At 31.2% G+C, this 24,223-nt stretch carries 16 protein-coding genes; 14 read left to right on the forward strand and 2 right to left on the reverse strand.

What is annotated here, in order from left to right; translation table 11 throughout:
• Positions 1 to 32 precede the first annotated feature (32 nt).
• The 9 genes from BMY33_RS17380 (at position 33) to pabB (ending at position 12,565) form a co-directional block, all read left to right on the forward strand.
• Positions 33 to 1,124 (forward strand): leucine-rich repeat domain-containing protein, encoded by a 1,092-nt coding sequence (locus BMY33_RS17380; RefSeq protein WP_091410903.1) that lies wholly within the window; start codon positions 33 to 35, stop codon positions 1,122 to 1,124.
• 79 nt (positions 1,125 to 1,203) lie between these two features.
• Positions 1,204 to 2,880, forward strand: coding sequence for a tetratricopeptide repeat protein (locus tag BMY33_RS17385; protein ID WP_091410905.1), 1,677 nt, complete (start codon positions 1,204 to 1,206; stop codon positions 2,878 to 2,880).
• A 16-nt stretch (positions 2,881 to 2,896) separates the two neighbouring features.
• Complete coding sequence (locus BMY33_RS17390; protein WP_091410907.1) at positions 2,897 to 3,709, forward strand: sterol desaturase family protein; 813 nt, start codon at positions 2,897 to 2,899, stop codon at positions 3,707 to 3,709.
• Positions 3,699 to 4,346 carry an SCO family protein gene (locus BMY33_RS17395; protein ID WP_091410988.1) on the forward strand — a complete coding sequence of 216 codons (648 nt, stop codon included), beginning with the start codon at positions 3,699 to 3,701 and terminating at the stop codon, positions 4,344 to 4,346. Before BMY33_RS17390 ends, BMY33_RS17395 begins: the two co-directional genes overlap by 11 nt.
• A 152-nt stretch (positions 4,347 to 4,498) precedes the next feature.
• Positions 4,499 to 4,801: a hypothetical protein gene (locus BMY33_RS17400; protein WP_091410909.1), complete on the forward strand. Its 303-nt coding sequence runs from the start codon at positions 4,499 to 4,501 to the stop codon at positions 4,799 to 4,801.
• Between the two features lie 816 nt (positions 4,802 to 5,617).
• The gene (locus BMY33_RS17405) at positions 5,618 to 6,430 is read left to right on the forward strand and encodes a glycosyltransferase (RefSeq protein WP_091410910.1); all 813 of its coding nucleotides are present in this window, start codon (positions 5,618 to 5,620) and stop codon (positions 6,428 to 6,430) included.
• Positions 6,431 to 6,589: 159 nt separating this feature from the next.
• Complete coding sequence (locus BMY33_RS17410) at positions 6,590 to 10,573, forward strand: DUF6923 family protein (RefSeq protein WP_091410912.1); 3,984 nt, start codon at positions 6,590 to 6,592, stop codon at positions 10,571 to 10,573.
• 138 nt (positions 10,574 to 10,711) lie between these two features.
• Positions 10,712 to 11,251, forward strand: a complete 540-nt coding sequence (locus BMY33_RS17415; protein WP_091410913.1) for an NADPH-dependent FMN reductase — start codon at positions 10,712 to 10,714, stop codon at positions 11,249 to 11,251.
• Between the two features lie 3 nt (positions 11,252 to 11,254).
• The gene (gene pabB, locus BMY33_RS17420) at positions 11,255 to 12,565 is read left to right on the forward strand and encodes an aminodeoxychorismate synthase component I (RefSeq protein WP_091410915.1); all 1,311 of its coding nucleotides are present in this window, start codon (positions 11,255 to 11,257) and stop codon (positions 12,563 to 12,565) included.
• Positions 12,566 to 12,583: 18 nt separating this feature from the next.
• Here the strand turns inward: pabB and BMY33_RS17425 are convergent, their stop codons facing one another.
• A complete protein-coding gene (locus BMY33_RS17425) occupies positions 12,584 to 13,288 on the reverse strand; it encodes a hypothetical protein (RefSeq protein WP_091410916.1) in 705 nt (234 codons plus the stop codon).
• Between the two features lie 159 nt (positions 13,289 to 13,447).
• Between BMY33_RS17425 and tilS the strand changes: the two genes are divergently transcribed.
• The 5 genes from tilS (at position 13,448) to BMY33_RS17450 (ending at position 22,918) form a co-directional block, all read left to right on the forward strand.
• Positions 13,448 to 14,761, forward strand: coding sequence for a tRNA lysidine(34) synthetase TilS (gene tilS / locus BMY33_RS17430; RefSeq protein ID WP_091410918.1), 1,314 nt, complete (start codon positions 13,448 to 13,450; stop codon positions 14,759 to 14,761).
• The gene (locus tag BMY33_RS17435) at positions 14,761 to 16,755 is read left to right on the forward strand and encodes a protein-disulfide reductase DsbD family protein (protein ID WP_091410920.1); all 1,995 of its coding nucleotides are present in this window, start codon (positions 14,761 to 14,763) and stop codon (positions 16,753 to 16,755) included. The genes tilS and BMY33_RS17435 overlap by 1 nt, the downstream gene beginning before the upstream one ends.
• Positions 16,756 to 16,928: 173 nt before the next feature.
• On the forward strand, positions 16,929 to 18,830 hold the full coding sequence (locus BMY33_RS17440) for a CocE/NonD family hydrolase (protein ID WP_091410922.1): 1,902 nt from the start codon (positions 16,929 to 16,931) through the stop codon (positions 18,828 to 18,830).
• Positions 18,831 to 18,865: 35 nt separating this feature from the next.
• The gene (locus tag BMY33_RS17445; RefSeq protein WP_091410923.1) at positions 18,866 to 20,734 is read left to right on the forward strand and encodes a DUF885 domain-containing protein; all 1,869 of its coding nucleotides are present in this window, start codon (positions 18,866 to 18,868) and stop codon (positions 20,732 to 20,734) included.
• A 207-nt stretch (positions 20,735 to 20,941) separates the two neighbouring features.
• Positions 20,942 to 22,918 carry a tetratricopeptide repeat-containing sensor histidine kinase gene (locus BMY33_RS17450; RefSeq protein ID WP_091410925.1) on the forward strand — a complete coding sequence of 659 codons (1,977 nt, stop codon included), beginning with the start codon at positions 20,942 to 20,944 and terminating at the stop codon, positions 22,916 to 22,918.
• A gap of 8 nt (positions 22,919 to 22,926) precedes the next feature.
• On the opposite strand, the gene BMY33_RS17455 is transcribed toward BMY33_RS17450, so the two are convergent.
• Entirely contained in the window at positions 22,927 to 24,222 is a 1,296-nt protein-coding gene (locus tag BMY33_RS17455; protein ID WP_091410927.1) for an HlyD family secretion protein, read from the reverse strand.
• Position 24,223 lies beyond the last annotated feature (1 nt).

Raw genomic sequence — 24,223 nt, forward strand, 5'->3', positions numbered from 1 at the left:
AAAAACAGATTGAGTCTCAAAAAATTAAAAACATGAAAACAAACATAAAACAAAGAGCCTTTTTAGCATTTATGATACTATTTTTCTCTTGCGGAAATGATGATGATACAGTTATAAATCAAAACCCAGAAGACTTTAATGTTAACGTAGAAGTATCTGAAAAGGGCTTAGCTATAAGACTTACTTGGGATGCGCCTATAGAACCAGATGGAGATGCACTTACCTACGATGTTACGATAGATTCTTCTATCATCTTAGAAAATACAACAAGCCTATCACATGTGTTTAGAGCATCGGCTTACAATACAACCCAATCTGGAACTATAATTGCTAAAGACGGAAAAGGAGGAGAAAGCAGTAGTACTTTTACTTTTACCACATCTTCTTTAGTAAATATTCCTGATGCTAATTTTGAACAAGCTTTAATAAATTTTGGTACAGATACTGACAATATGATTAATGGACAAATAAGCATTCAAGACGCGTTGGCTGCAGATTTTTTAAGTATGAACAATGCAAACATAAATGATGTAACAGGCATCGAGGCGTTTACTAATCTTATCTCTTTAAGCTGTGTGGGTAACAATTTAACCACTTTAAATATTAGTAAGAACACTAATTTATTAACATTAAACTGTTCTAACAACCAACTAACGCAATTAGATCTTAGTAATAATACAGCAATAGAGGACTTCAATTCTTTTAACAATAACCTAATTCAATTGGATGTAACCAATAATACAAATTTAAAAACTTTGTATGCTGCAGACAATCAATTAACCGAAATAGATATTAGTAACAATACAAGTTTAATAGAATTGAGCTTTCAAGATAATAACCTTATAGCAATAGATTTAACAAACAATACGAACCTAGAAGAATTATTTTTAGATAATAATAATTTAACCCAATTAGATGTAAGTAACAACTCAGTACTAGAACAATTTGAGTGTGACAACAACGACCTGTCAACACTAAATCTAAAAAACGGGAATAATACTATTCTCGATGCAAGAGCCCTTAACAATCCTAATTTAACTATTATATGTGTTGATCAATTACCACCTCTATTTAATACGCTTCTTATAGACCCAGGAGTAACGTTTACAACTACCTGTAATTAAAGCGAATAACTGTAAAAAGATATATGAAATCTATTATTACATAATATTAGATTTCAGAACAAACTAATAAGGCAGAATTATGAAGTATTCAACGATTACAATATTTGGTTTAGGTATAATACTTTGCATTTCAAGCTGCAAGAACAAAAATCCAAATCCAATTTTAGCATCCATAGATCTAAAACGCGGTGAGCTTTTGCTATGTAGCACAGAACAATTTGGAGATGTTAATTTTTCATTGTCGTGCAATTATGAAACAAGAGAAACTTTTGATTTGGCGCTATCATTACTGCATTCTTTTGAATATGCAGAAGCCGAAAAAGCATTTGTAAAAGTACTTGATGCAGATCCCGAATGCGCAATGGCATATTGGGGAGTTGCTATGAGTATTTATAATAGTCTTTGGATGCAGTCTGACTTGAGCTATCTGAAAAAAGGAGAACAATTATTAGAAATAGCTAAAACATTGCCAGCTACAAAACTAGAAAAAGAGTATATAAATGCTATTAGTGTTTTTTATAAAGATTGGGATACTAAAGATAAAAAAACAAGAAAACTATTATACGAAAACAAAATGAAGGAGCTTTACAACAATAACAAAACTGACGTTGAAGTAGCTGTCTTTTATGCTTTAGCAATACGTGCTGCTGCAGACCCGAGTGATAAAACATATACTAGACAAAAAAAATCTGGAAAAATATTGGAAGAGCTTTTTATAGATAAGCCTAATCATCCGGGAATAGCACACTATATTATTCACAATTATGATTATCCCGAATTAGCACAACTAGGATTATCAACAGCCCGGAAATATGCAGAAATTGCACCTGCTTCTGCTCATGCACAACATATGCCTTCACATATTTTTACACGTTTAGGACTTTGGCAAGAATCTATAAATACTAATATTAATTCGGCCTCATCAGCCGTTTGTTATGCCGAAAGTGTAAACCCTGGAGCAAATTGGGCTCAAGAAATTCATGCTGTAGATTATCTAGTGTACGCCTATTTGCAAATGGGAAACAACCAAAAAGCACAAGAATATTTAAATGAAATGCAAAACGTGAAATCTGTTTTTCCTAAACAACATTTTGCAACTACTTATGCTTTAAGCGCAATGCCTGTGAGAATGATCTTAGAAAATAAACAATGGGAAGAAGCAACTAAACTAGATTTACCTTCAATTAATTTCACATGGGAAACATTACATTGGGAGAAAGCTATGCATCACTTCGGTAAAGCTTTAGGTTTCGCACATACTGGAGAAATTGAATTAGCAGAAAATGAATTAACAACCCTTAAAACCTTACATCAAAAACTTTTAGATGAAGAGGAACTTTATAAAGCAGGTCAAGTTAATATTCAAGTTCATGCCGCACAAGCATGGATAGAGTTAGCAAAAAGTAATGATGAAAAAGCATTAAAGCTTATGAAAAAAGCAGCTTTGTTAGAAAGTCAAACCTCTAAACATGCAGTAACACCTGGAGAGCTTTTACCTGCTGATGAATTGTTGGGTGATATGTTATTAGAATTGAATGATCCTATGGAAGCACTTAAAGCATATGAAATCAATCTTTTAAGCCACCCTAATAGGTTTAATGGTATTTATGGCGCTGCATTGGCAGCAAAAAAATCTAAAGATTTAGATAAAGCGATTAGCTATTTTAAACAGCTTATTGAACTTGCTAAGTATTCTAATAGTAATAGAGAAGAATTAATAGAAGCTAAAACATTTATAAAAAACCAAAATATTTAATTCAAGTTTTATTGATATGGAATTACTTAATAGCCTTTTAGAAATCGACCCCAGTTATATAATATTGGGTTTGCTTGCATTCTTTTTTACTCTTGAACAAGTATTAAGAACCCCTTTCAATTTTAAAAATAGAGCTAAACATTTAGTTAATAATTTACTGTTTCAAGTACTTCTTATAATTCTAAATCTTTTTTTTATAACAATATTAGTATTTAGTATTGAATTGTTAAACAGTCATCGAATAGGGCTTTTATGTTTTATAGAATTACCGTTTTTTACAAAACTAGTTTTAAGTGTATTGTTTTATGATTTAACAACTTACTGGATACATAGAGCGTCACATAAAATACCTTTGTTTTGGAGATTTCATCGTGTACATCACAGTGATACTACTATGGATTCATCTACCGTTTTTAGGTTTCATCCTTTAGAATTAATTTTAATTTATCAAACAGGAAACATTTTAACCGCCTTAATATTTGGAACAGATGGGTTATCTATGGCTCTCTATTATTTTATCCTATACATTTTTTTCTTTTTTGAACATTCAAATCTTAATTATCCTAAATGGATAGACAATATATTAGGATTAGTCTTTGTAATGCCAAATCATCACAGAGTACATCATCATCAAGATCAACAGTATACAGACTCTAATTATGCCGATATCGTTATTCTTTGGGATCGATTATTTGGTACTTTTAAAGAACTACCTATTGAAGAAATGAAATACGGCCTTAAAGAATTTGATACGGATAATAAACAAACCTTTATATATCTAATGAAAAGTCCTTTTATTAAAATTGAAAGAGAAAAAAATGATGAATAATTTCTTATACATTAAAAAGACTTTTATAATATTCTTTATTTTGATTATATTTTCTTGTAAAGAAAACTCTAACAAATCATTACCTATATACAATCCTTCAGATTTTAAACCTGAATTAGTAGACAGAAATCTTCGCCAAAAAAATAAAAATCATACTGTTGCAGATTTCAGCCTCATCAACCAGAATGGGGATACTATAACTCAAGAAAATTACAAGGACAAAATTTATATCACCGACTTCTTTTTCACACGTTGTATAAGTATTTGCCCAATTATGAGCAATAATATAGCCATATTACAAAAAGAGTTTTTAAATAATAATGATATTATGTTCTTATCACTATCTGTGACTCCCGAAATAGATAACGTATCAGTTTTAAGAGAATATGCCACAAATAAAGGAGTGATAGATAAAAAGTGGAATATTACAACAGGAAATAAAAAGCATATTTACGAATTGGCTCGTAAAAGCTATTTTGCTGTTGTAGAGCAAGGCGATGGCGGTTTACAAGATTTTATTCATACACCAAACTTCACGTTAATAGATAAGAATAAACAAATCCGTGGTATGTATGACGGTACTAATAAGGATGAAATACAACGTTTAATTAAAGATATTAAATTACTACGAAACTAATTGTAGTATTCTCCTCATGAAACATTTTTATTTTGAGAACTATTTGTATCTTTTTTAACTAATCATTTGTGCACTATTATATTTCAATAATGAAACATGATGAATAAAAAAATACAAGTAAAATGGTAGGAAGGTAAAGTGGTAGGATATGATTGCATAACACTTATGGAGATGGTACCGTAATTAGAGGAAATATCTATGAAGTAATAATAACAGAAACCAGTAAAAGTAAACGTTGCTGGTTTCCTCTCTGTGATACTGTGTTAAAAGGGATAGAAAAATACGAAGAAGACGTCTGGACAGAGATTGATATTTCTTACGGAGCTTTTGAATATGATAATCAAAAATTTGTATTTGGTCCTGGAGCCATTGGGAACGAAGGTTATATAGCTTCAATAACACTAACAGGCGAATTAAATTCGTCTATTTTTTTACTTTTTAAACCCTATTCATAAAGCTGAAGTAGAAAACGAACATCTAATTTGTTATGGGAATACAGGAGCAATTATTGATATTGATCTAAATAATATTACCAAAATAGAGGTGCTTCAGCAAAACGATTGAGCTATATCGTAATTATGTAAGTTATTTTGGTTAAACATTTATAAGATATAGAACAATTTATTACTGATTAAAAATCATAATAATTACGATTTAATTTTTTAAACTCATTTACCATCTTCTCTTTTTAGTTTATTACTCTTCTGGTTATTAATTTATTGAGTTTAAAAAGTGGTTTCTATACAATTAAAATGTTTGTTAAATAGGACACTATTTTTTCACTTTAGAGTAAGAAATATTTCAAAAAAGTAATTTTTGAGAAGAAAAAACTGAAAAAGTGGTTTTTTCCCCTAAATGTTAATTGTTAAAAAAGGGTTTTTTCCCCTAAATTATTCATTTTTTTATTGTTTATTACTTGTATTAAATGATTTTATTTGTAGTACGAAAACTTTTTTTCGTGTTAAAACATGTTAAAAAAAATGTTAAATGCATAAAAAAGCGATGAAATACACGTTTTTTTAACATAACGTAAAACTATTGCGGTTTTACCGCAGACAACTAAACCGTGATTAATTTACTTTTACAATGCGCTGGTAATCAGAGCTCAATACTAGTGCAAACGATGCGATCTTCAGGAAGCCCCAGAAGAAATACGAACCATTAAGAATAAGAAATAACGTTTTTAAAAAAAGAACAAAGAATTATTCTAGCGTACTTTAGGAAACTACTTATGATAGATTTAATAGAGTACATTCATACCTAAACATACAATGACTAAAAGGACAGGAATTATTATTCCGGCCTATAATGAATATTATAGACTGGACAAGGAGAAGTTTTGCAATTTTTTAACCAATCACGATGATTATTATTTATGTTTTGTAAACGATGGGAGTACAGACGATACTTCTAGAATGTTACATCAATTGAAAAAGACTAATGAAAAAAAGATTCACGTAATAGATTTAGAGAAAAATCAAGGTAAAGCTACCGCTGTACAAACAGGGGCAAACTACCTAAACTCTTTACCTTTTATTGATAATGTAGCATTTTTGGATGCAGATCTTTCTACCTCCTTAGAAGAATTAGATAGGTTAGTACAAAAACTTAATAGTGAGAGTAAACTATCAATGGTTTTCGGTTCTAGAAAATCTGATGATTCAGATGATATAAAGAGAAGTTTTACAAGAAAGGCTTTATCCAATTTTGTAGGATTTTTTATTCAATTTATTTTACAGTTACCCATAAAGGATACGCAGTGTGGAGCAAAAGTTTTCAAAAAGGAAATTATCAAAAACATTTATCATAGAAAGTTCATTAGCAAATGGTTGTTCGATATAGAAATTTTTCTTCGACTTAAGAAACACATTGGATTGAATGATTTATTGAATACTATAAGTGAAGAACCCTTAGATAGTTGGATAGAAGTAGAAGGGTCTAAAATTACTTTAAAAGATTCATTCCTGATTCCCCTTAATTTAATTCTTATCTGGATTAATTATGTGAATATTTTTAAAAGGAAAAGCACACCTGTTTTACAACCTATTTTTAATCAAAAAAAAGAAATGTCTATGGTTAAATAACTACTTTGTTTATTGTTAAAACCTCAATAAAAATAAGGTGCGATATTAATATTAAGAGCACTCTTGTTATAACTATGTCATAAAAAAATAAGTGTTATGTATTCATGAAGTTTGGTAGAAAATAATATGTAAGACCTTGACAAAACAACTTTATCTCCAATGAAAAAAACTTTACTATTGATACTATTACTTGTTACTGTGAAATTTTCATACGCTCAACTTCCATTTGATTGTGATGAAGCTAACTTTTATCAAGTAATTTCAGGATCATTACGATCTTATGATCCAGTGACAGGTACCTATTCCGAACCATTACATACTACTCCGAGTTATAATGCTGGAGGATATAATGTGGTCGATGATTTCTTATATGCAATCAGAAGTAATGATAAGCATTTATTGCGAATTGGTACAGATCAAGTAATTGATCTAGGAGCTGTAGCCTCTAATGGAGGTGTCAGTTTTGGTGGAGGTTATGCTGCTGACGTGGATGATCAGGGTAACTTATGGGTTTTCCAAAATGCACAAGGAAGGCAATCTTTTCATAAAATTGTTAATCTTCAGAGTTATGATGGATCAACTTCTCCAACTTTCGAAATAATAGTAGCGGATCAAGCCTCTCCTAATACGTGTGCAGATATTGTTTTTATAGATGGTAATCTCTATGGCGGTAGTAAAGGAAAAGTATATAAATGGGATTTGTCATCATCGACTCCAGTCTTTAGTTCTAAAACAGTAACAGATTTACCTAATGACACTTTTGGAGCCTGTTATACTGATACCAGTAATAGATTGTATGTATCTAGTAATAAAGGAGGTTTACATTTGGTCAATGATTATGAAGATGTCTCACCTTTTGCTACGTTATTAAATAATACAGATGTAACGAATCAGAACGATGGTTTTAAATGTGCAGCAGGTGTTTCGCCAATTGATGCTGATGGAGATGAGGTACTAGACCCTTTTGATAAAGATACTGATGGAGATGGTATACCAGATGTTGTAGAAGGAGGAGGAATAGATCCTTATGGAGATGATGATAATGATGGGATTTTTAATTACTTAGATCCTGATTTTGGTAATACATGTAATAGTGGAGTTTCTTTAGCCTTTGATATTGATAGAGATGGTATTCCTAATGCGTTAGATTTAGATAGCGATAATGACGGGATTTATGATATTGTAGAGGCAGGTCTCGGAGATTATGATACTAATGGTGATGGTTTGTATAATAGTGAAGATACCGGTTTTCAAGATTCTGATTTGGATGGTATAGCAGATGTAGTTGATGTTGATCAAACAGGAGTTGCATTTTTTCCAGATGATGCTGATGGAGATTTAATTTATGATCCTTACGATATTGATGCCGATCAAGATGGGATTATAGATCTTATTGAAGGACAAAACCGTGAAACCTTTGTTTCTTTATCCGGATTGGATCAGGATAGAGATGGAGTAGATGATGCGTTTGATCCTGATCAAGGTGGAACTCCTCAGGGATATCAAAATACCGATAATACCGATAACCCGGATTTTCTTGATACAGATTCAAACAATGATGGAGTTTTAGACACTGTAGACGCATATGATACCAATAATGATGGTATAGCAGATACCGTTCTAGCTAACAACGATTTTGATCAGGATGGACTTGATGATGGTTTTGACACAAAAGAAACTGTTTTTGATTCAGAAAATGGAAGTCAAACACCAAGCAGTTTTCCTGTTGCTAGTACTGCAGAACGTTATCGATTTTTAGGAACATATGATGTAGATGGTGTCCCGGATTATTTAGTAGGAGACGTCAGTATAGATACTGATCTTTTAACCAAAATTGATACCGCATTACCTGAAGGTAATTCAGTAGTAGGTTTAAATCCTAATTATATTTATGGAGGTTATGATACGGATATTATATTAGAACAATCTACAAATGTTGCTATTACTTTTATTAATGAAAATACATTATATGAAAATATCTTAGGGTATTATACATATGATATAAATTCGCCGTTAACAAAGGCTCCAGAACCAGAAGATATTACTGTGATCTTACCTAATTCTTCTGCTTCAGGAAGTGGTGGTGGATTGATTACAGGTAATACAGTTAATCTAGGAAGTTTTCCAGCTAATACAGGAATTGGATGGGTTTTATTAGTAGATGCATGGGATACTAATGATATAGATGAAGGAATTTGGCAATTGTATTCTCAGGCTGAGTTTAATCCAGAATGTGATGAGTCATTACGACCACATAACATATTACTAAAAGATGATGAAAAGGAAGCAGTTATATTAGGGTTTGAAGATGAAAGAAGAGATTATCCGAGCGTTGATAATGATTTTAATGATATACTATTTTATATTACCGCAGATCAATATTCTGCTATTAAAACAAGTAATATAATTGATTTGGAAGAAGAAAGCGAGGTAACTTCAGCTAATGATGGTGGATTAGAAAGTAATGGAGATTTAGCTACTTTAATAGCAAAAAGAAATTTTATTAGATCAAAGACTAATGAAGTTTACAATAAGAAAAAATTACAAAAAGAGTTTAAGCCAGGCCGTATATCCTATAAAACGAGAAATAATGATGATTTGAGTATTTATTTTCCACAAACTGGAGCTTCTGGAACAGAAACTTCTTATGTTTCTACACCAGAAGATTTAATAGGTATAACAAATGCATCTTCTGTATTCTCGATTGATTATTACAATGATGAAAGTAGAGTTGGCGCTGGTTTAGCTACAGTAACAAGTGGAACAATTTATGATCATTCTAAAACAATTTGTGACCGATTAAATGGTTCAGTTGTAGAGGATATAAGAACTCTTAGCGTTAGAGACTATGTTTTGGTAAATACCAAGATAAGAAGACCTTCGGGAGAATTAGAACAAGCGCTACATTTTTCAGTTAGAATAGATGAATTTCAAAATGAGTTATACAGCCTTTGGAATATTGATCAATATCCAGAAGGAGATTATTTAAACTTTCAAATTTGGGGTGGTTCTATTCCACAGGTAGTAAATATTGCGAATACCATTATTGATAAACTTTTAGAAGAAAAAGGTTTAGGTAAAATGTTTATTCCCTCTAATATTCCAGAAGTATTTGTACAAAAAGGTTATTACAAAGAGGGGAAATTGATTTTAGATATTATTAATAAAAATCAGATTGATTATTTTGATTTTAGAGGTAATAAAAGAGTCACAGAATTATCTGAAGAGGAACTAATTACTTCATCAATTTCATTATCTGGATCTTATCAAGAGACTATTACTATAGATACAGGATATTTGTTTGATATTGGATTTGCAGTAACAGTAAATGATAAAACAGATGCTTTGTATCTCGCAGATGGACCTTGGGGACTTGATTATAGTCCAGATGGTGTAGATGTTACTAATTTTGATATTGTAAAGGAAGAAATTACAGAAGAAAACCGTGAAAACTACTATTTGGTAGAAAGAGATGTAGTGGTTCAAGGTTCGGTAAAAGAAACATTGAATATATTTAGAAGTGTTCTAGGAGGAGATTTAACATTGAACGTTTCTGAATACAATGAATTAGAATTTAAATTAGTAGCGAATACAGAAATAGAAGTTATTCTTGTAAATAAAGAATTAACAGATTGGGAAGATCGATTACGGTATACTATTTCTGGAGATGGAAATGAGCAAGTATTTAATATACCATTTTCTGAGTTTACGAATACCGAAGGAGATAATGGAGATCAGTTAAATGATATAAGAAGTGTAGTTTTTTCTATCCAAGGAGATTATGTGGACTTTTCTTCTTTTGATGTGAATATTTCTAACCTAGCATTCACCAAAAGTCAGGAGTTAGAAGAGACTGAAGATGAAAGTGATGATGAAGTTGAAGATGTGTCTATTAGTCAATTAGTTACTTACCCAAATCCATTTAGGGAATCTACGAATATCGCATTGCCTAACTCTCATAAAAAGATAAATTTAAGAGTGATTGATGTTCTAGGGAAAGTAGTACAGGAGGAATCAGAAAATTCGATTAATCCATTTAGCACAGTGACTTTTATTCCCAAAAACTTAAGTCCAGGAATATATAGGTATATTGTTATAGGAGACCAATCAACCAAGTATGTTGGGAGTTTTATGATTTATTGATAGACCTATTTTATTTGTAATACGATTAGTCAATAAAATAAAAAAGATCACTCGTTCCAATTATTATTATATTGGAGTGAGTGATCTTTTGCATCTGTATTGATTTTAATTACTTTTGGGTCTAAACTTAGATTAACAATGAAAAATATTCTCGCAATTGCAGGTTCTAATAGCAGTACTTCTATCAATCAAAAACTTGTTGAATATGTGGCTAAAGAAATATCTGATCATAAAATTAAAATATTGAAATTAGTAAATTATCCAATGCCAATTTATAGTGAAGATGAAGAAAGGGAGAATGGATTTCCAGGAATGGCTTTAGGTTTAAAACAGGAAATATCTGAAGCAGATGCTTTGATTATTTCTGTAAATGAACATAATGGTAGCTGGAGTGCGTTTTTTAAAAATGTAATTGATTGGTTATCTCGATTAGATCGTAATTTTTTAGAAGGAAAAAAAATATTATTGATGAGCACTTCTCCTGGTCAAAGAGGAGGTTTGAGTTCTTTGGAATTTGCAAAAAACGTGTTTCCTAGGTTTGGAGGTGAGATTATAGAAAGTTTTAGTTTCCCATCGTTTCAAGCTAATTTTTCTGTAGAAAATAATGAAGTTACAGATGAAACACTTTTGTTGGGATTAAACGAAGTTCTAAGTACTTTTGCGCATCAGATTAAATAACTCGTGCGTACTACCAAGACCTATATTCTAGAAAACTCTTCAGAGTTTAAAATCAAATTATTGCAATGGGCACAACAATTTGACGAAATTGTATGGTTGGATTCTAATAGGTATTCTCAACAATATTCTAGTTATGATGTAGTTTTAGCAGTAGATGCTTTAACTGCTATAAAAACAGATTATCATACGGGTTTTGATAAATTAAAAGAATACCAAGAACAGACTGCGGATTGGATTTTCGGATATCTATCTTATGATCTAAAGAATGATACCGAGAAATTAACTTCAGAAAACTTGGATAGTTTAGATTTTCCTGACTTATATTTTTTTCAACCTAAAAAGTTGTTTTTTTTGAAAGATAATAGTTTAGAAATTAGATATCTAAATATGGTTGATGATGAGATAGAAGAAGATTATCAATTTATCCAGACATTTCCTTCTTTTATAAAAGTTCCTAAAGAAGACACCTCGTGTGGTAAGGTTAAAATAAGTTTACGGATTACTAAAGATGTCTATAAACATAAGATTCAACAAATGCTTGCCCATATTCAAAGAGGAGATATTTATGAAGCGAATTTTTGTCAAGAGTTTTTTGCTGAGAATAGTTGCATAGCTCCTTTAGAAACATATCATCATCTTAATCAAATTTCGAAACCACCATTCGCAACTTTTTTTAGAAGAGATAATCAATATCTGTTATCTGCTTCACCAGAAAGATATTTAAGAAAGGAAGGGAATAGGATTATTTCGCAACCAATAAAAGGAACGGCTAAACGTTCGCAAATAGATAAAGAGGATAAAAGACTAATTAAGGAATTAGAAAATGATCCTAAAGAACGTTCAGAAAATGTAATGATCGTAGATCTCGTAAGAAACGATCTTTCTAGAACTGCAAAAAAAGGTGCGGTGCAAGTAGAAGAGTTATGTAAAGTGTATACATTTCCGCAGGTACATCAAATGATTTCTACGGTAGTATCTGAGATCAGTCCAGAAACATCGCCTGTGGATGTTATAAGAACTACATTTCCAATGGGGAGTATGACTGGAGCTCCTAAAATTTCTGCAATGGAGATTATAGAGAATTTAGAAACTTCTAAAAGAGGTTTGTATAGTGGAGCAGTTGGATATTTTACACCAAAAGGTGATTTTGATTTTAATGTGGTTATAAGAAGTATATTATATAATGAAGACAAACGATATATATCTTATACCGTCGGTGGAGCTATTACGGCTAAATCTGACCCAGATAAAGAATACGAAGAGTGCCTGATCAAAGCAAAAGCAATGAGAGAGGTATTAGAAGGGGTGTCGTAGATTGATTAATTATCGATATTAAATAAGATTTTTTCTAAAACTTTTTCTAACATCAATAATTGTTTCTTTCACCTGTTGCGCTGTCATGTCTTTAATTCTTGCAATTTCTTCAAAGTTTAACTTTCCAAAAACAAATAGATCAATAATTTTAGAAGTTTCTAAGGGTAGCCAACTATAAAATTTACCTAATAATTGTTGTTTTTTGTTTTCAGTGGATTCTTCTGATTCAATTAACTTAAGGATGGCCGAATCTGAGTCGTCATAAATGAATAATTGTTTGTTTTCTGAGTCCTGATGATAAGAGATGTCATTTAGATCTTCGTTCATTATCAGTTCATTATCACCTTCGGTAGTGTAGTTTTCTTCTAATTTATTAAGTTCGTCTTTTAGAAAGTAATTAGTGCTAATACATCGTTGATGCCATCCTTCTTTTGTATAAAGTTCATCGATTAGATGATCAGCAATTCTAAAAAGTTTTAATTCTAGAGATAATTTATCGATATCAATATCTAAATGTTCTTCGTTATAAAGGTTTACTATAGCGTCGTCTATAATACCATTAGAACAATACATGTTTCTAGGTAAAATTCTAGTGCTTTCTGCAATATAGATTCGATGTTTTACGTAAGGATGAAGATGAGGTACTACGGATAATAACTTTTTACTGAACTCTTTTTTATGATTATCTTCATAATATCTTGGCATTTCATCTATCCTATTCATAATATCAAATTTTAAGAGTTCTTTAAAAATAGCAAAAAGTATTGAGTTTTTATGTTAAAAACCTGAATTTCAGATGTTAAAGAAGCTTAAAAGAAAGGTTTGTTTGCTTTTACAAAATCGTATATTTGATATCAGTCTAAAGACAAATTTTTTAAAATATTGAAGGAGAAGTTTAAAACCCATATCGAGAATCATTTATCGTTTCTAAAAGAAAGTAAGTTACTTATCGCTTGTAGTGGAGGGTTGGATAGCGTAGTCTTATCATACTTATGTCATCTACTTGATTTTGAAATTGGCATCGCCCATTGTAATTTTAAATTAAGAGGAATTGAAAGCAATGAGGATGAACAGTTTGTGCTAACATTGTCAAACAAAATCAAGGCTCCTTTTTTTGTAACCAATTTCGAAACGGAAGTGTATGCTAAGAATCACAAGCTTTCTATACAAATGGCGGCTAGAGAACTTAGATATGATTGGTTTACTACTATAGCTTTAGAATATCAATATGATTATGTATTAACTGCCCATCATTTAGATGATAATTTAGAGACATTTTTGATCAACCTTTCTAGAGGAACAGGTATTGACGGGCTTACGGGTATTCCAGAAATTAATGATCAATACGTGAGACCATTATTGCCTTTTTCTAGAACACAAATTTTAGAATTTGCAAAAAAAAATAACCTTTCCTGGCGAGAAGATAGTAGTAATAGGAGCACAAAATATATTAGAAATAAATTAAGACATAATGTTATTCCAGAGCTATTGGAGGTGAATCCTAAGTTTTTAAGCAATTTCGAAAACACCATAAATAACTTAAAACAAACTCAATATTTTGTTAATAGCCAGGTTGATACAATTAGAAAAGAAGTGTTTGAATATGCTGAGTCAGAAACTATAAACATATCAATTTATAAATTGCAGCAATATGATGATCCAAAAACATGCTTGTACTTTTTACTAAAAGATTATGGCTTTACAGCTTGGGATGATATTTTGCAAATTCTAACAGCACAATCGGGAAAACAAGTTTTTTCTTCTACTCATAGGTTAGTGAAAAATAGAGATTATCTACTACTTTGTCCAATAATAGAAGATGTTTCAGATCGTGTATATACAATTCCTGAAGAAGAAAATAGGATTATGATTCCTTCTGGAATGATTCATTTAAAAGAGGTTTCTGAATTATCGGAAACGGATTTTAAGACGATTTATGTAGATAAAGAAAAGTTAAAGTACCCTTTAGTTGTAAGAAAATGGAAAGAAGGCGACTATTTTTATCCTTTAGGGATGCAAGGCAAAAAGAAATTGAGTAAGTACTTTAAAGACGAAAAACTATCTTTGCTAGCAAAAGAAAGAGTCTGGCTATTATGCTCTGATAATGATATTATATGGATTATAAACTATAGAGCAGATAACAGATTTAAAATAAACCCCAGAACAAAACAATTACTAAAAGTAACGATTACCTAATGAGGAATATTCTACTATTATTAACAACATTGTTGTTTTCTACCACGTTATTTTCACAAATATTTGAACCTATTACTTGGAAAAGTAGCGTTAAGGAAGAATCAGAAAACGTTTATATTTTATCTTTTGCAGCTACTTTAGAAAAAGGGTGGCATATATATTCTCAGAAAGAAGTAGATACGGATGATATAGCACCTACCGCTACGGAGTTTACTTTTTATAATGAGGATAAAACATATGAACTTATTGGCGATACCAATGAACCAGAAGGTATTCAGAAGTTTGATAAAGTATTTGAAATGGACATCAAATATTTTGAGGACAGCGTAGTTTTTACCCAAAAAATAAAAAGAATAGATCAATCTTTAAAAACGATAAAGGCAGAGGTGTTTTTTGGAGTATGTGATGATGAAAAATGTCTAGCCCCTGATATAGTTGAGTTCAATTTGAATTTATCAGGAGGAAATAGTAATGAAACAGAAAAACCAGATGTTTCAGAATCTTCTTCTGATACTAAGAATAAAACTACTGTTTCTTCTGAAAATGAAAGTAATGATAAAGAAAAAGATAGTCAAAAAGGTTTATGGAGTACCTTTATTTTAGCTTTCTTATCTGGGTTTGCAGCGTTATTGACACCTTGCGTATTTCCAATGATTCCAATGACAGTTAGTTTTTTTACTAAACAAAGTAAAACAAGAGCTACTGGTATTAAAAATGCTATTTTTTATGGGATTTTTATTATCGTAATTTATGTTGGCTTAGGTTCTGTCGTTACAGCTATATTTGGAGCAGATGCGCTGAATGCTTTGTCGACCAATGTATGGTTCAATTTACTCTTTTTTGCATTACTTATAGTGTTCGGATTATCTTTTCTCGGTGCTTTTGAAATTATGCTGCCAAATTCTTGGGCAAACAAAGTAGATCGACAAGCTGATAAAGGCGGGATGATAGGTATATTTTTCATGGCATTAGCTCTTGCTATTGTTTCATTTAGTTGTACCGGACCGATAGTAGGTACCTTATTAGTACAGGCGGCTTCTCAAGGCGGAATGGCTCCTATAATTGGAATGCTTGGGTTTTCATTAGCAATTGCGCTACCATTTGCACTTTTTGCTATGTTCCCAGGATGGTTAAATTCACTTCCTAAAAGTGGTGGATGGTTAAACACAGTAAAGGTTGTTTTGGGTTTCTTAGAATTAGCATTTGCATTTAAGTTTTTATCAAATGCAGATTTAGTACTACAATTAGGACTATTACAAAGAGAAGTTTTTCTAGCGATCTGGATTGCTGTTTTTGGAACATTAGCATTGTATTTATTAGGTAAAATAAAACTACCACATGATTCACCTATGGAAAATATTTCTGTAGGAAGATTGTCTATGGCACTTTTGACATTAGCATTTACTATTTATTTAATTCCAGGTTTATGGGGAGCACCATTAAAATTAATTAGTGGTTTTCCTCCACCACAAACATATAGTGAATCACCTAGAGGCTTTGGAGGGTCGAGTAGCAGTCTATCAAGTTCAGAACTTCCTGAAGGAGCAAAATATGGAGAACATGATATTATATCTTTTACCGATTATGAAAAAGGATTGGATTATGCTAAAAAAATGAATAAACCCGTTTTAATTGATTTTACTGGATATGCTTGTGTTAATTGTCGTAAAATGGAAGAGTATGTTTGGTCAGTACCTTCAGTTTTAAAAACACTAAAAAATGACGTTGTTTTAATATCTCTTTATGTAGATTATAAAAAAGAACTACCAGAATCTGAGCAATATGTTTCTAAGACTACCGGTAAAAAAATAAAAACAGTAGGTAATAAGTGGAGTGATTTTCAGATTACTAGATATAAAGCTAACGCGCAACCTTATTATGTTTTAGTAGATCATAATGAAGAAAATCTTAATAAACCAGTCGGATATACTCCTAACGAGAATGAGTATTTAGGTTGGTTAAAAAAGGGGATTGATAATTTCTCGGTTAAATAAAAAGGTTGAATGTAGTATATTGGAATTATATACCGATAAACAGAGGAGCCTGTAGTGACCACTACAGGCTCCTCCGTTTTGTTAATATTTCTGATGATTGTTAAAATCTCCTTAAAATAGAGTTTGTCAGCATTCCATTTTTTTATCTTCAGCGTTCAACTAAACTCGAGCATATGCGATCAACTAGAATACTATTATTATCTTTTCTGAGTCTTTTTGTTTTTATCACATCTTGTAATGAAAAAACAGATCCGAATAGTAATATAGAAACGAAGGAAGAAGTCACAACTACAGAACAAAAAGATACGTACGATGTAAAAGAATTTTATTCTAAGAAAGAAGTCGATATCGTAATGAGAGATGGTACTAAATTACATACTACTATTTATTCTCCGAAAGACACTAGTAAAAAGTATCCTATTTTAATGCAGAGAACCCCTTATAGTTCAAGACCTTATGGGGAAGATCAGTTTCGATCTAAAATTGCTCCAAATGAATTTTTAATGAAAGAAGGTAATATTATTGTATATCAAGATGTTCGTGGTCGATGGATGAGTGAAGGAGTATATGACAATATGAGAGCATACATTCCTAATAAAAAAGATAAACAATTTGATGAAGCAAGTGATACGTACGATACTATTGATTGGTTGGTAAATAATGTAGATAATAATAATGGTAATGTAGGTGTTTGGGGAATTTCGTACCCTGGTTTTTATGCTACGTATTCCTTGTTAGACTCACATCCAGCGTTAAAAGCAGTGTCTCCTCAGGCTTGTATTGGTGATTTCTTTTTTGATGATTTCCATCATAATGGAGCATATCTTTTGAGCTATTGGAGAGCAACGGCGGTATTTGGGTATGAAAAAACCGAGCCGGTAAAAGAAAGTTGGTATACATTTCCTGAGTTAAAGGCCAAGGATCAATACCAGTTTTTTCTAGATGCTGGCCCCTTAAGTACATTGGATCAATATTATAAAGAAGATAATGTTTTTTGGACTCAACTTAAAGAACATCCTAATTATGATGAATTCTGGCAAAAAAGAGGAATTATTCAGCATCTTAAAGATATTAAGCCAGCAGTAATGGTTGTTGGTGGTTTGTTTGATGCAGAAGATTTATATGGCCCATTTGAAACGTATGAGAAAATTGAAAATAATAGTGATAACTATAATATTATGGTTTTTGGACCTTGGAGTCATGGGGATTGGGCAAGGAATAAAAAGCGTCAGGCAATAGGGAATGTGTATTTTGGAGACGATATTTCACTTAATTTTCAGCAAAATATAGAAACAAAATTCTTTAATCACTTTTTGAAAGGTGAAGGAGATAATGCTAGTGGTTTAACGGAAATTCAGATTTTTGATACTGGAAAAAAAGAGTGGAATACATTTGATAATTGGCCACCAAAAAATACAGAAAAGAAAACTATGTATTTATCTGGGAATGATTTATCGGAAACTGTTGGTAAAGGGTTTTCAGAATTTGTTAGTGATCCTAAAAAACCAGTACCATATTCAGAAGATATAAAAATGGTATTTACACCTAGGAAATATATGACGGATGATCAGCGTTTTGCTGCAAGACGTCCCGATGTATTAGTATATGAAACCCCAATTCTTTCAGAAGATATGACACTTTCTGGAGAGATTTTGGCAAAGTTAAAAGTTGCTACTACGGGAACTGCGGCCGATTGGGTGGTTAAATTAATCGATGTGTATCCGGAAGATGCAGAAGATACTGAAGAGACACAGAAGTATCTTAAAATGTCGAATTACCATATGATGGTTCGTAGTGAGGTGCTGAGAGGAAGATTTAGAAATAGTTTTAGTAAACCTGAACCTTTTACTCCTAATCAAAAAACGGATGTAAATATTAAGCTTCAGGATATACACCATACATTTCTAAAAGGACATAAAATTCAAATTCAAGTGCAGAGTACTTGGTTTCCATATATAGATCTTAACCCTCAAACTTTTGTTCCTAATATTTTTAAAGCAAAAGTGTCAGATTTTAAAAAAGAAACTCATAAAGTTTTTGATGATTCATCAATAGAGTTCTCCGTTCTAAAATAGATTAAACTAACAAAATTTAAACACCTCCTTGGAACATGATTAAAGCAAAATTAACCTTGTTACCTTTTTGCTGCTTACTATTTATTACAGGTTGTAATAAGACAAGTAAGGAGCCTGTATCCGTAATTTCAGATGAAGAACAAATTGATATACATTCCAAAAAACTCAATGATTGGTTTGAGACTCAATTTCAGGAGGAAGTTTCTGAATCGCCCATGATGCAAACCTATTTAGGTGTAAAAACTGAGGATTATGGTAAATGGGATGATGTTTCTTCCAAAAAAGAAGTAGAAGATCTGGATAAAGCAAAAAAGAGATTAAAATATCTAAATGACTCAATTGATGTTGCTAAACTTAATAAAGAAACTGCTCTGAGTTATCGATTGATGAAGGAAGATTTAAGAAATGAAATAGATGATTTTCAATATCGTTTTTATGATTATCCGGTAAATCAAATGCATGGAATGCAAGCAGAAATCCCAGCTTTTTTGATCAATATGCATAAAATAGAAAATAAGAATGATGCAGATGCTTATATTTCAAGACTGGAAGGAATGGATGAGCTATTTGCGCAGCAATCAGAAAATATTAAAATCAGGGAAAAGAATGGAATTGTTCCTCCTAAGTTTGTTTTTGCTAAGGTTCTTAATGATTGCCGTAATCTAGTAACAGGTAAACCGTTTGATGATTCGAACAACGAAAGCACATTATTATCTGATTTCAAATCTAAAATAGAGAAATTAGAGATTTCCAAGGAAGAGAAAGATAGTTTAATTTCTAAAGCTGAATTTGCTTTAAAAGGAGATGTGAAAACTGCCTATGATCAATTAATTACTTTATTAGAAGATCAACAACAAAGAGCTACAACAGAAGATGGAGCTTGGAAATTTCCAAAAGGTAATACGTTTTATAATAACGCATTAAGACGAACTACTACTACCAATATGACTGCAGAACAAATTCATCAACTTGGTTTGGATGAGGTGGCTAGAATTCATAAGGAAATGAAAGATATTATGACGGAGCTTAAGTACGAAGGCACGTTACAAGATTTTTTTAAGTTCATGAAGGAAGATGAGAGGTTTTATTATAGTAATGACCAAGTAGGTAGAGAAGAATATCTTAAAAGAGCTGTGGGGTTGATTGATAATATGAAATCTAGAATGGATGAGTTATTTATCACTAAACCCAAAGCTGATATTGTAGTAAAAGCAGTAGAACCATTTAGAGAAAAAAGTGCCGGAAAAGCATTTTATCAAAGAGGAACTCCGGATGGATCACGACCAGGAACTTATTATGCAAATCTATATGATATGGAAGCAATGCCAAAATATCAGATGGAAGCTCTTGCCTATCATGAGGGAATACCTGGACATCATATGCAAATTTCAATTGCTCAAGAATTAGAAGATGTTCCTAAGTTTAGAAAATTTGGGGGATATCAAGCTTATGTAGAAGGATGGGGATTGTACAATGAATTTTTACCAAAGGAAATTGGATTGTATAATGATCCATATTCTAATTTTGGAAGATTAGCGATGGAGTTATGGAGAGCCTGTAGATTAGTAGTAGATACTGGTATACATGCTAAGAAATGGACTAGAGAAGAAGGAATTAAATATTATACGGATAATACTCCAAATGCCGAGAGTGATGCAATAAAAATGGTAGAAAGACATATCGTAATGCCAGGTCAAGCCACTGCGTATAAGATAGGAATGAATAAAATTCTAGAATTAAGAGAAGATGCTAGATCTAAATTGGGTAATGAGTTATTCGATATAAGAGAGTTTCATGACGTAGTTTTGACAAATGGAGCGGTACCACTTACTATATTAGAGGAATTAGTGAATGAATGGGTAGCATCAAAAAGTAATACATCAGAAGCTAAAAAAACTAGTTGATATTCAATTAATACTAGATTCATAAATATAAGAAAACAGCCTTTCAGTCGATGAAAGGCTGTTTTTTTGTTCAAACTGAACTAAATTACGGGAAATCTATAATTAAATGTAAGAATATTATTACATTATTGTGTTTTTTAATGTATTTTTGTGTACTTTGCTGGTGTAATTGGTATTTAATCTGATTCTAGCCCCAAAATAGATGATATGAATAAAACAATTTTAACCATAGTAACTTTCTGTGCGATTAACTTTTTTAGTTTTTCCCAAGATCAATTTACTGCCGTTGATTTCTCTAAAATAGAAACACTAAAAGATTCTTTGTTATTTGATAACGCAACCAAAGATTTACGGCAATATGTTAATGAAGATCAGTTTGAGAGAGCAGAAGATATCGCGAATAAACTAATTAAATTAGGTCATGATATAAATTATGACAAAGGTTTAGGTTTAGTTTATAGATTGAAAGGATTTATGTACAATGAACTGAATAAGTATATTGATTCCAACGAAAGTTTTGAAAAAGCCGTACTCTATTTCCAGAAAGTTGATGATAAAGATGGTCTAGCAATGGTAAGTAATGATAGATTCATAATTGAACAAAATAAAGGAAACCTAGAAAAAGCGGCTGCTTACCTTATGGAAGCTAAACTAAATATGGAACAACTAAATGATAGTGTTGGGTTATCGGGAACCTACAATAACTTAGCAATCATTTATAAAGAGCTTAAAGATATACCAAATGCAGAAAAGTTTTATTTAAAATCTATTGATACCCGTAAAAATCTAAAAATTGATGGCGTTGGTATGGTTATGAATAATCTAGCCTTATTATATACAGAAGGAGGAAAACTTGCTCAAGCAAAAAAACTTTTACAAGAAGCCTTGAAAATTAACAAAGTAGAAGATGATTTAAAGCATACTGCTCAATCATATAGTATTATGGCAAAGGCCACAATGTATGGTAAGGAATATGAGACAGCAAAAAAATATTATGACACTACCTTATGCGTAGGAAGCCAAGCTAATTATAAGTTAATAGTGGTAAATGCTAAACAACAATTAGGAATTATTGCATTAGAAGAGGGTGAGTATCAAAAAGCAGAAAGATTATTAGAAACAGCGAGAAAAGATTTTGTTAAGGCTAATGTGATATCGCTAATATTAAAAAACTTTAAGTATTCTTTTAAATTAGATTCTACTAGAGGCAATCTACTTAATGCTATAAAATGGCAGAAAGAATATCAAGAACTTTCGGATAAGAGAATGTATGAAAATACTACACAGAAAGTTGAAAACACAAAATCTCGATACGAAGCGGAGTTGGAGCAACTTAAATTGATAGATGAAAAAGAGAAAAGAGAGTTAAAAACAAAAGAAGAACTGTTTAGATATAGATTACTAGCATTTATAAGCTTAGCGGTAATTGCTGTTATATTAGTTTTTATGGTACTCATTATTAAAACTAGGAAGGAAAGGAAAAGATATATTAAAGAACTTAATGAATCTAATCAGGTGAAAAATAAACTATTTTCTATTATTTCTCATGACTTGAAAAATGAAATACATGGTTTAGAAAGCAGTCTTAATTTAATGAAAGAAGATGTGATATCTGAGGATGAATTTAAAGAAATAGTTCCTTTGTTAGCCAATAGAACACATCAAACATCCATTTTACTTAATAATTTATTGAACTGGTCAAAATCGCAGATGAAGGAGCTAAATGCTCAACCTACAGAGTTTGATATAACAGAGGTAATTAGCAATAAGTTTACTTTTTTTAAACCAAAAGCGGAGAAAAAAGATATTAAATTAATTAATAAGTTAGATTCTACCCTAATCTTCGCGGATAAAGACATGTTTGGGATTGTGGCTCAAAACCTAATAGCAAATGCAATTAAGTTTTGTAATCCAGGTGATTCTATAGCTTTAGTATCTAAAGAAAAAGAAAATCATTATGAAATCTGTTTTGAGGATACTGGTATTGGTATAGACCCTTCTAACCTCAATAAACTATTTGCAGAAGATACATTTACCACTACGGGAACAGAAAACGAAACAGGAACTGGTCTTGGACTTAGAATATGTAAAGAGTTAATTGAACTTAATCAAGGTAAAATACAGGTGGAAAGTACACCAGGAAAAGGAAGTGTTTTTTCCGTTTCATTACCAAAAGCAGCTTGAACTTAAGTTTATTTATCCATCAAGCTTCTAAACTGATAAAAGAAACGTTCTATAAGTCTTAAGTCTTCTGTTATGATTTCTACAGAACCACGCATTTCTTGCTGAAAAGGTATTTCTTTATTATAAGTAGTGATGAGGTTTTTAGGAAGTTTTACATCGATAAGATATAATCCGTCTTTATCTGGTAACATAGATATATAATCTACTGTTCCCTGTAACATTCCGAATTCATCATCCGGAAAATTTTCTAATTTAATATTCGCTTTTTGTCCTAGTTTTATTTTCCCTGAATTCTGAGTAGGAGCTTTTATTTTGGCAACATAAGAGGAAGATTCTTGAATCGGGATTACTATAAAAACAATGTCTCCGGCAGTAACATTTTGATTTGCAAAACGATAATTAGAAAATGAAACACGTCCTTCGATATCCGATTGCAGCAAATACCTTAGTTCCCAGTCTTTAATACTTTTCTTAAGTCTATTAAAGGACTGCAGTACTTTTAGTCTAAGATTATTCTCTTCTTTTGTTTTGTTTATTTCTGTATTTACAGATGTCTTATTTGCATTACCTATTGATTCAGTAATTTGCGAAATTTGGGCATCAATTGCTTTATAATTTCTCTCTACTCCGTAGTACTCAGATTCACTTTGTTCATATTCTTGCTGAGAAATTCTACCTTTTTCAAATAACACTTTTTGTCTATTGAAATCTCTTTTCTTATTATCTAATTCTCTTTTGGAAAACTTCTTCTGATCAATTAAATTTTGCTTTCTTAAACGAAGTTCTGATAAAGAGTTCTTATTAGCTATAGCTTCATTAGAGAAAGGATTTAATCGCTTATTAAGTAAGTAATCTAAATAACTATTTTCGAATGTAGCGAAATCAGTTAATATATCTCCAAGAATTAATGTTGGTAGTTCATCTAAAGGGAAACTAAATGATTTATTACTTACAGTAATTGTATCAACAATCGCTTTAAGTTTAAATACATCTTCATAATTCGCCGTATTTCTCAAAATAGCCAATGGAGTACCTTCAGGAACTGTATCTCCTTCTTTTACTAAAATAGCTTCTATTTTTTCGCTAACATTAGCTTGTTCTTTTTGTAAAGGAGCTTCTGTAGTAACAATAGCTTGTGCAGGAATAGTATCTGGATATTTAAGCATCCATGATAGAAATAGTAATAGAAGTATTAAAACTAAAATCAACAAGTTTCCCCATCGTATCATCCAATGTGGTACTCGAGTTAAAATCTCTTGAACTTCTTCACTTCTTAATTGTATTTCCTCTAAATTATCTGGCATG

The sequence above is a fragment of the Aquimarina amphilecti genome, from assembly GCF_900109375.1.
In the GTDB taxonomy this organism is placed as follows: Bacteria; Bacteroidota; Bacteroidia; order Flavobacteriales; family Flavobacteriaceae; genus Aquimarina; species Aquimarina amphilecti.

Coding starts and splice junctions, on each gene's coding strand:
- BMY33_RS17380 (WP_091410903.1), top strand. CDS start 33: ATGAAAACAAACATAAAACAAAGAGCCTTTTTAGCATTTATGATACTA.
- BMY33_RS17385 (WP_091410905.1), top strand. CDS start 1,204: ATGAAGTATTCAACGATTACAATATTTGGTTTAGGTATAATACTTTGC.
- BMY33_RS17390 (WP_091410907.1), top strand. CDS start 2,897: ATGGAATTACTTAATAGCCTTTTAGAAATCGACCCCAGTTATATAATA.
- BMY33_RS17395 (WP_091410988.1), top strand. CDS start 3,699: ATGATGAATAATTTCTTATACATTAAAAAGACTTTTATAATATTCTTT.
- BMY33_RS17405 (WP_091410910.1), top strand. CDS start 5,618: ATGACTAAAAGGACAGGAATTATTATTCCGGCCTATAATGAATATTAT.
- BMY33_RS17410 (WP_091410912.1), top strand. CDS start 6,590: ATGAAAAAAACTTTACTATTGATACTATTACTTGTTACTGTGAAATTT.
- BMY33_RS17415 (WP_091410913.1), top strand. CDS start 10,712: ATGAAAAATATTCTCGCAATTGCAGGTTCTAATAGCAGTACTTCTATC.
- BMY33_RS17425 (WP_091410916.1), bottom strand. CDS start 13,288: ATGAATAGGATAGATGAAATGCCAAGATATTATGAAGATAATCATAAA.
- BMY33_RS17435 (WP_091410920.1), top strand. CDS start 14,761: ATGAGGAATATTCTACTATTATTAACAACATTGTTGTTTTCTACCACG.
- BMY33_RS17440 (WP_091410922.1), top strand. CDS start 16,929: ATGCGATCAACTAGAATACTATTATTATCTTTTCTGAGTCTTTTTGTT.
- BMY33_RS17445 (WP_091410923.1), top strand. CDS start 18,866: ATGATTAAAGCAAAATTAACCTTGTTACCTTTTTGCTGCTTACTATTT.
- BMY33_RS17450 (WP_091410925.1), top strand. CDS start 20,942: ATGAATAAAACAATTTTAACCATAGTAACTTTCTGTGCGATTAACTTT.
- BMY33_RS17455 (WP_091410927.1), bottom strand. CDS start 24,222: ATGCCAGATAATTTAGAGGAAATACAATTAAGAAGTGAAGAAGTTCAA.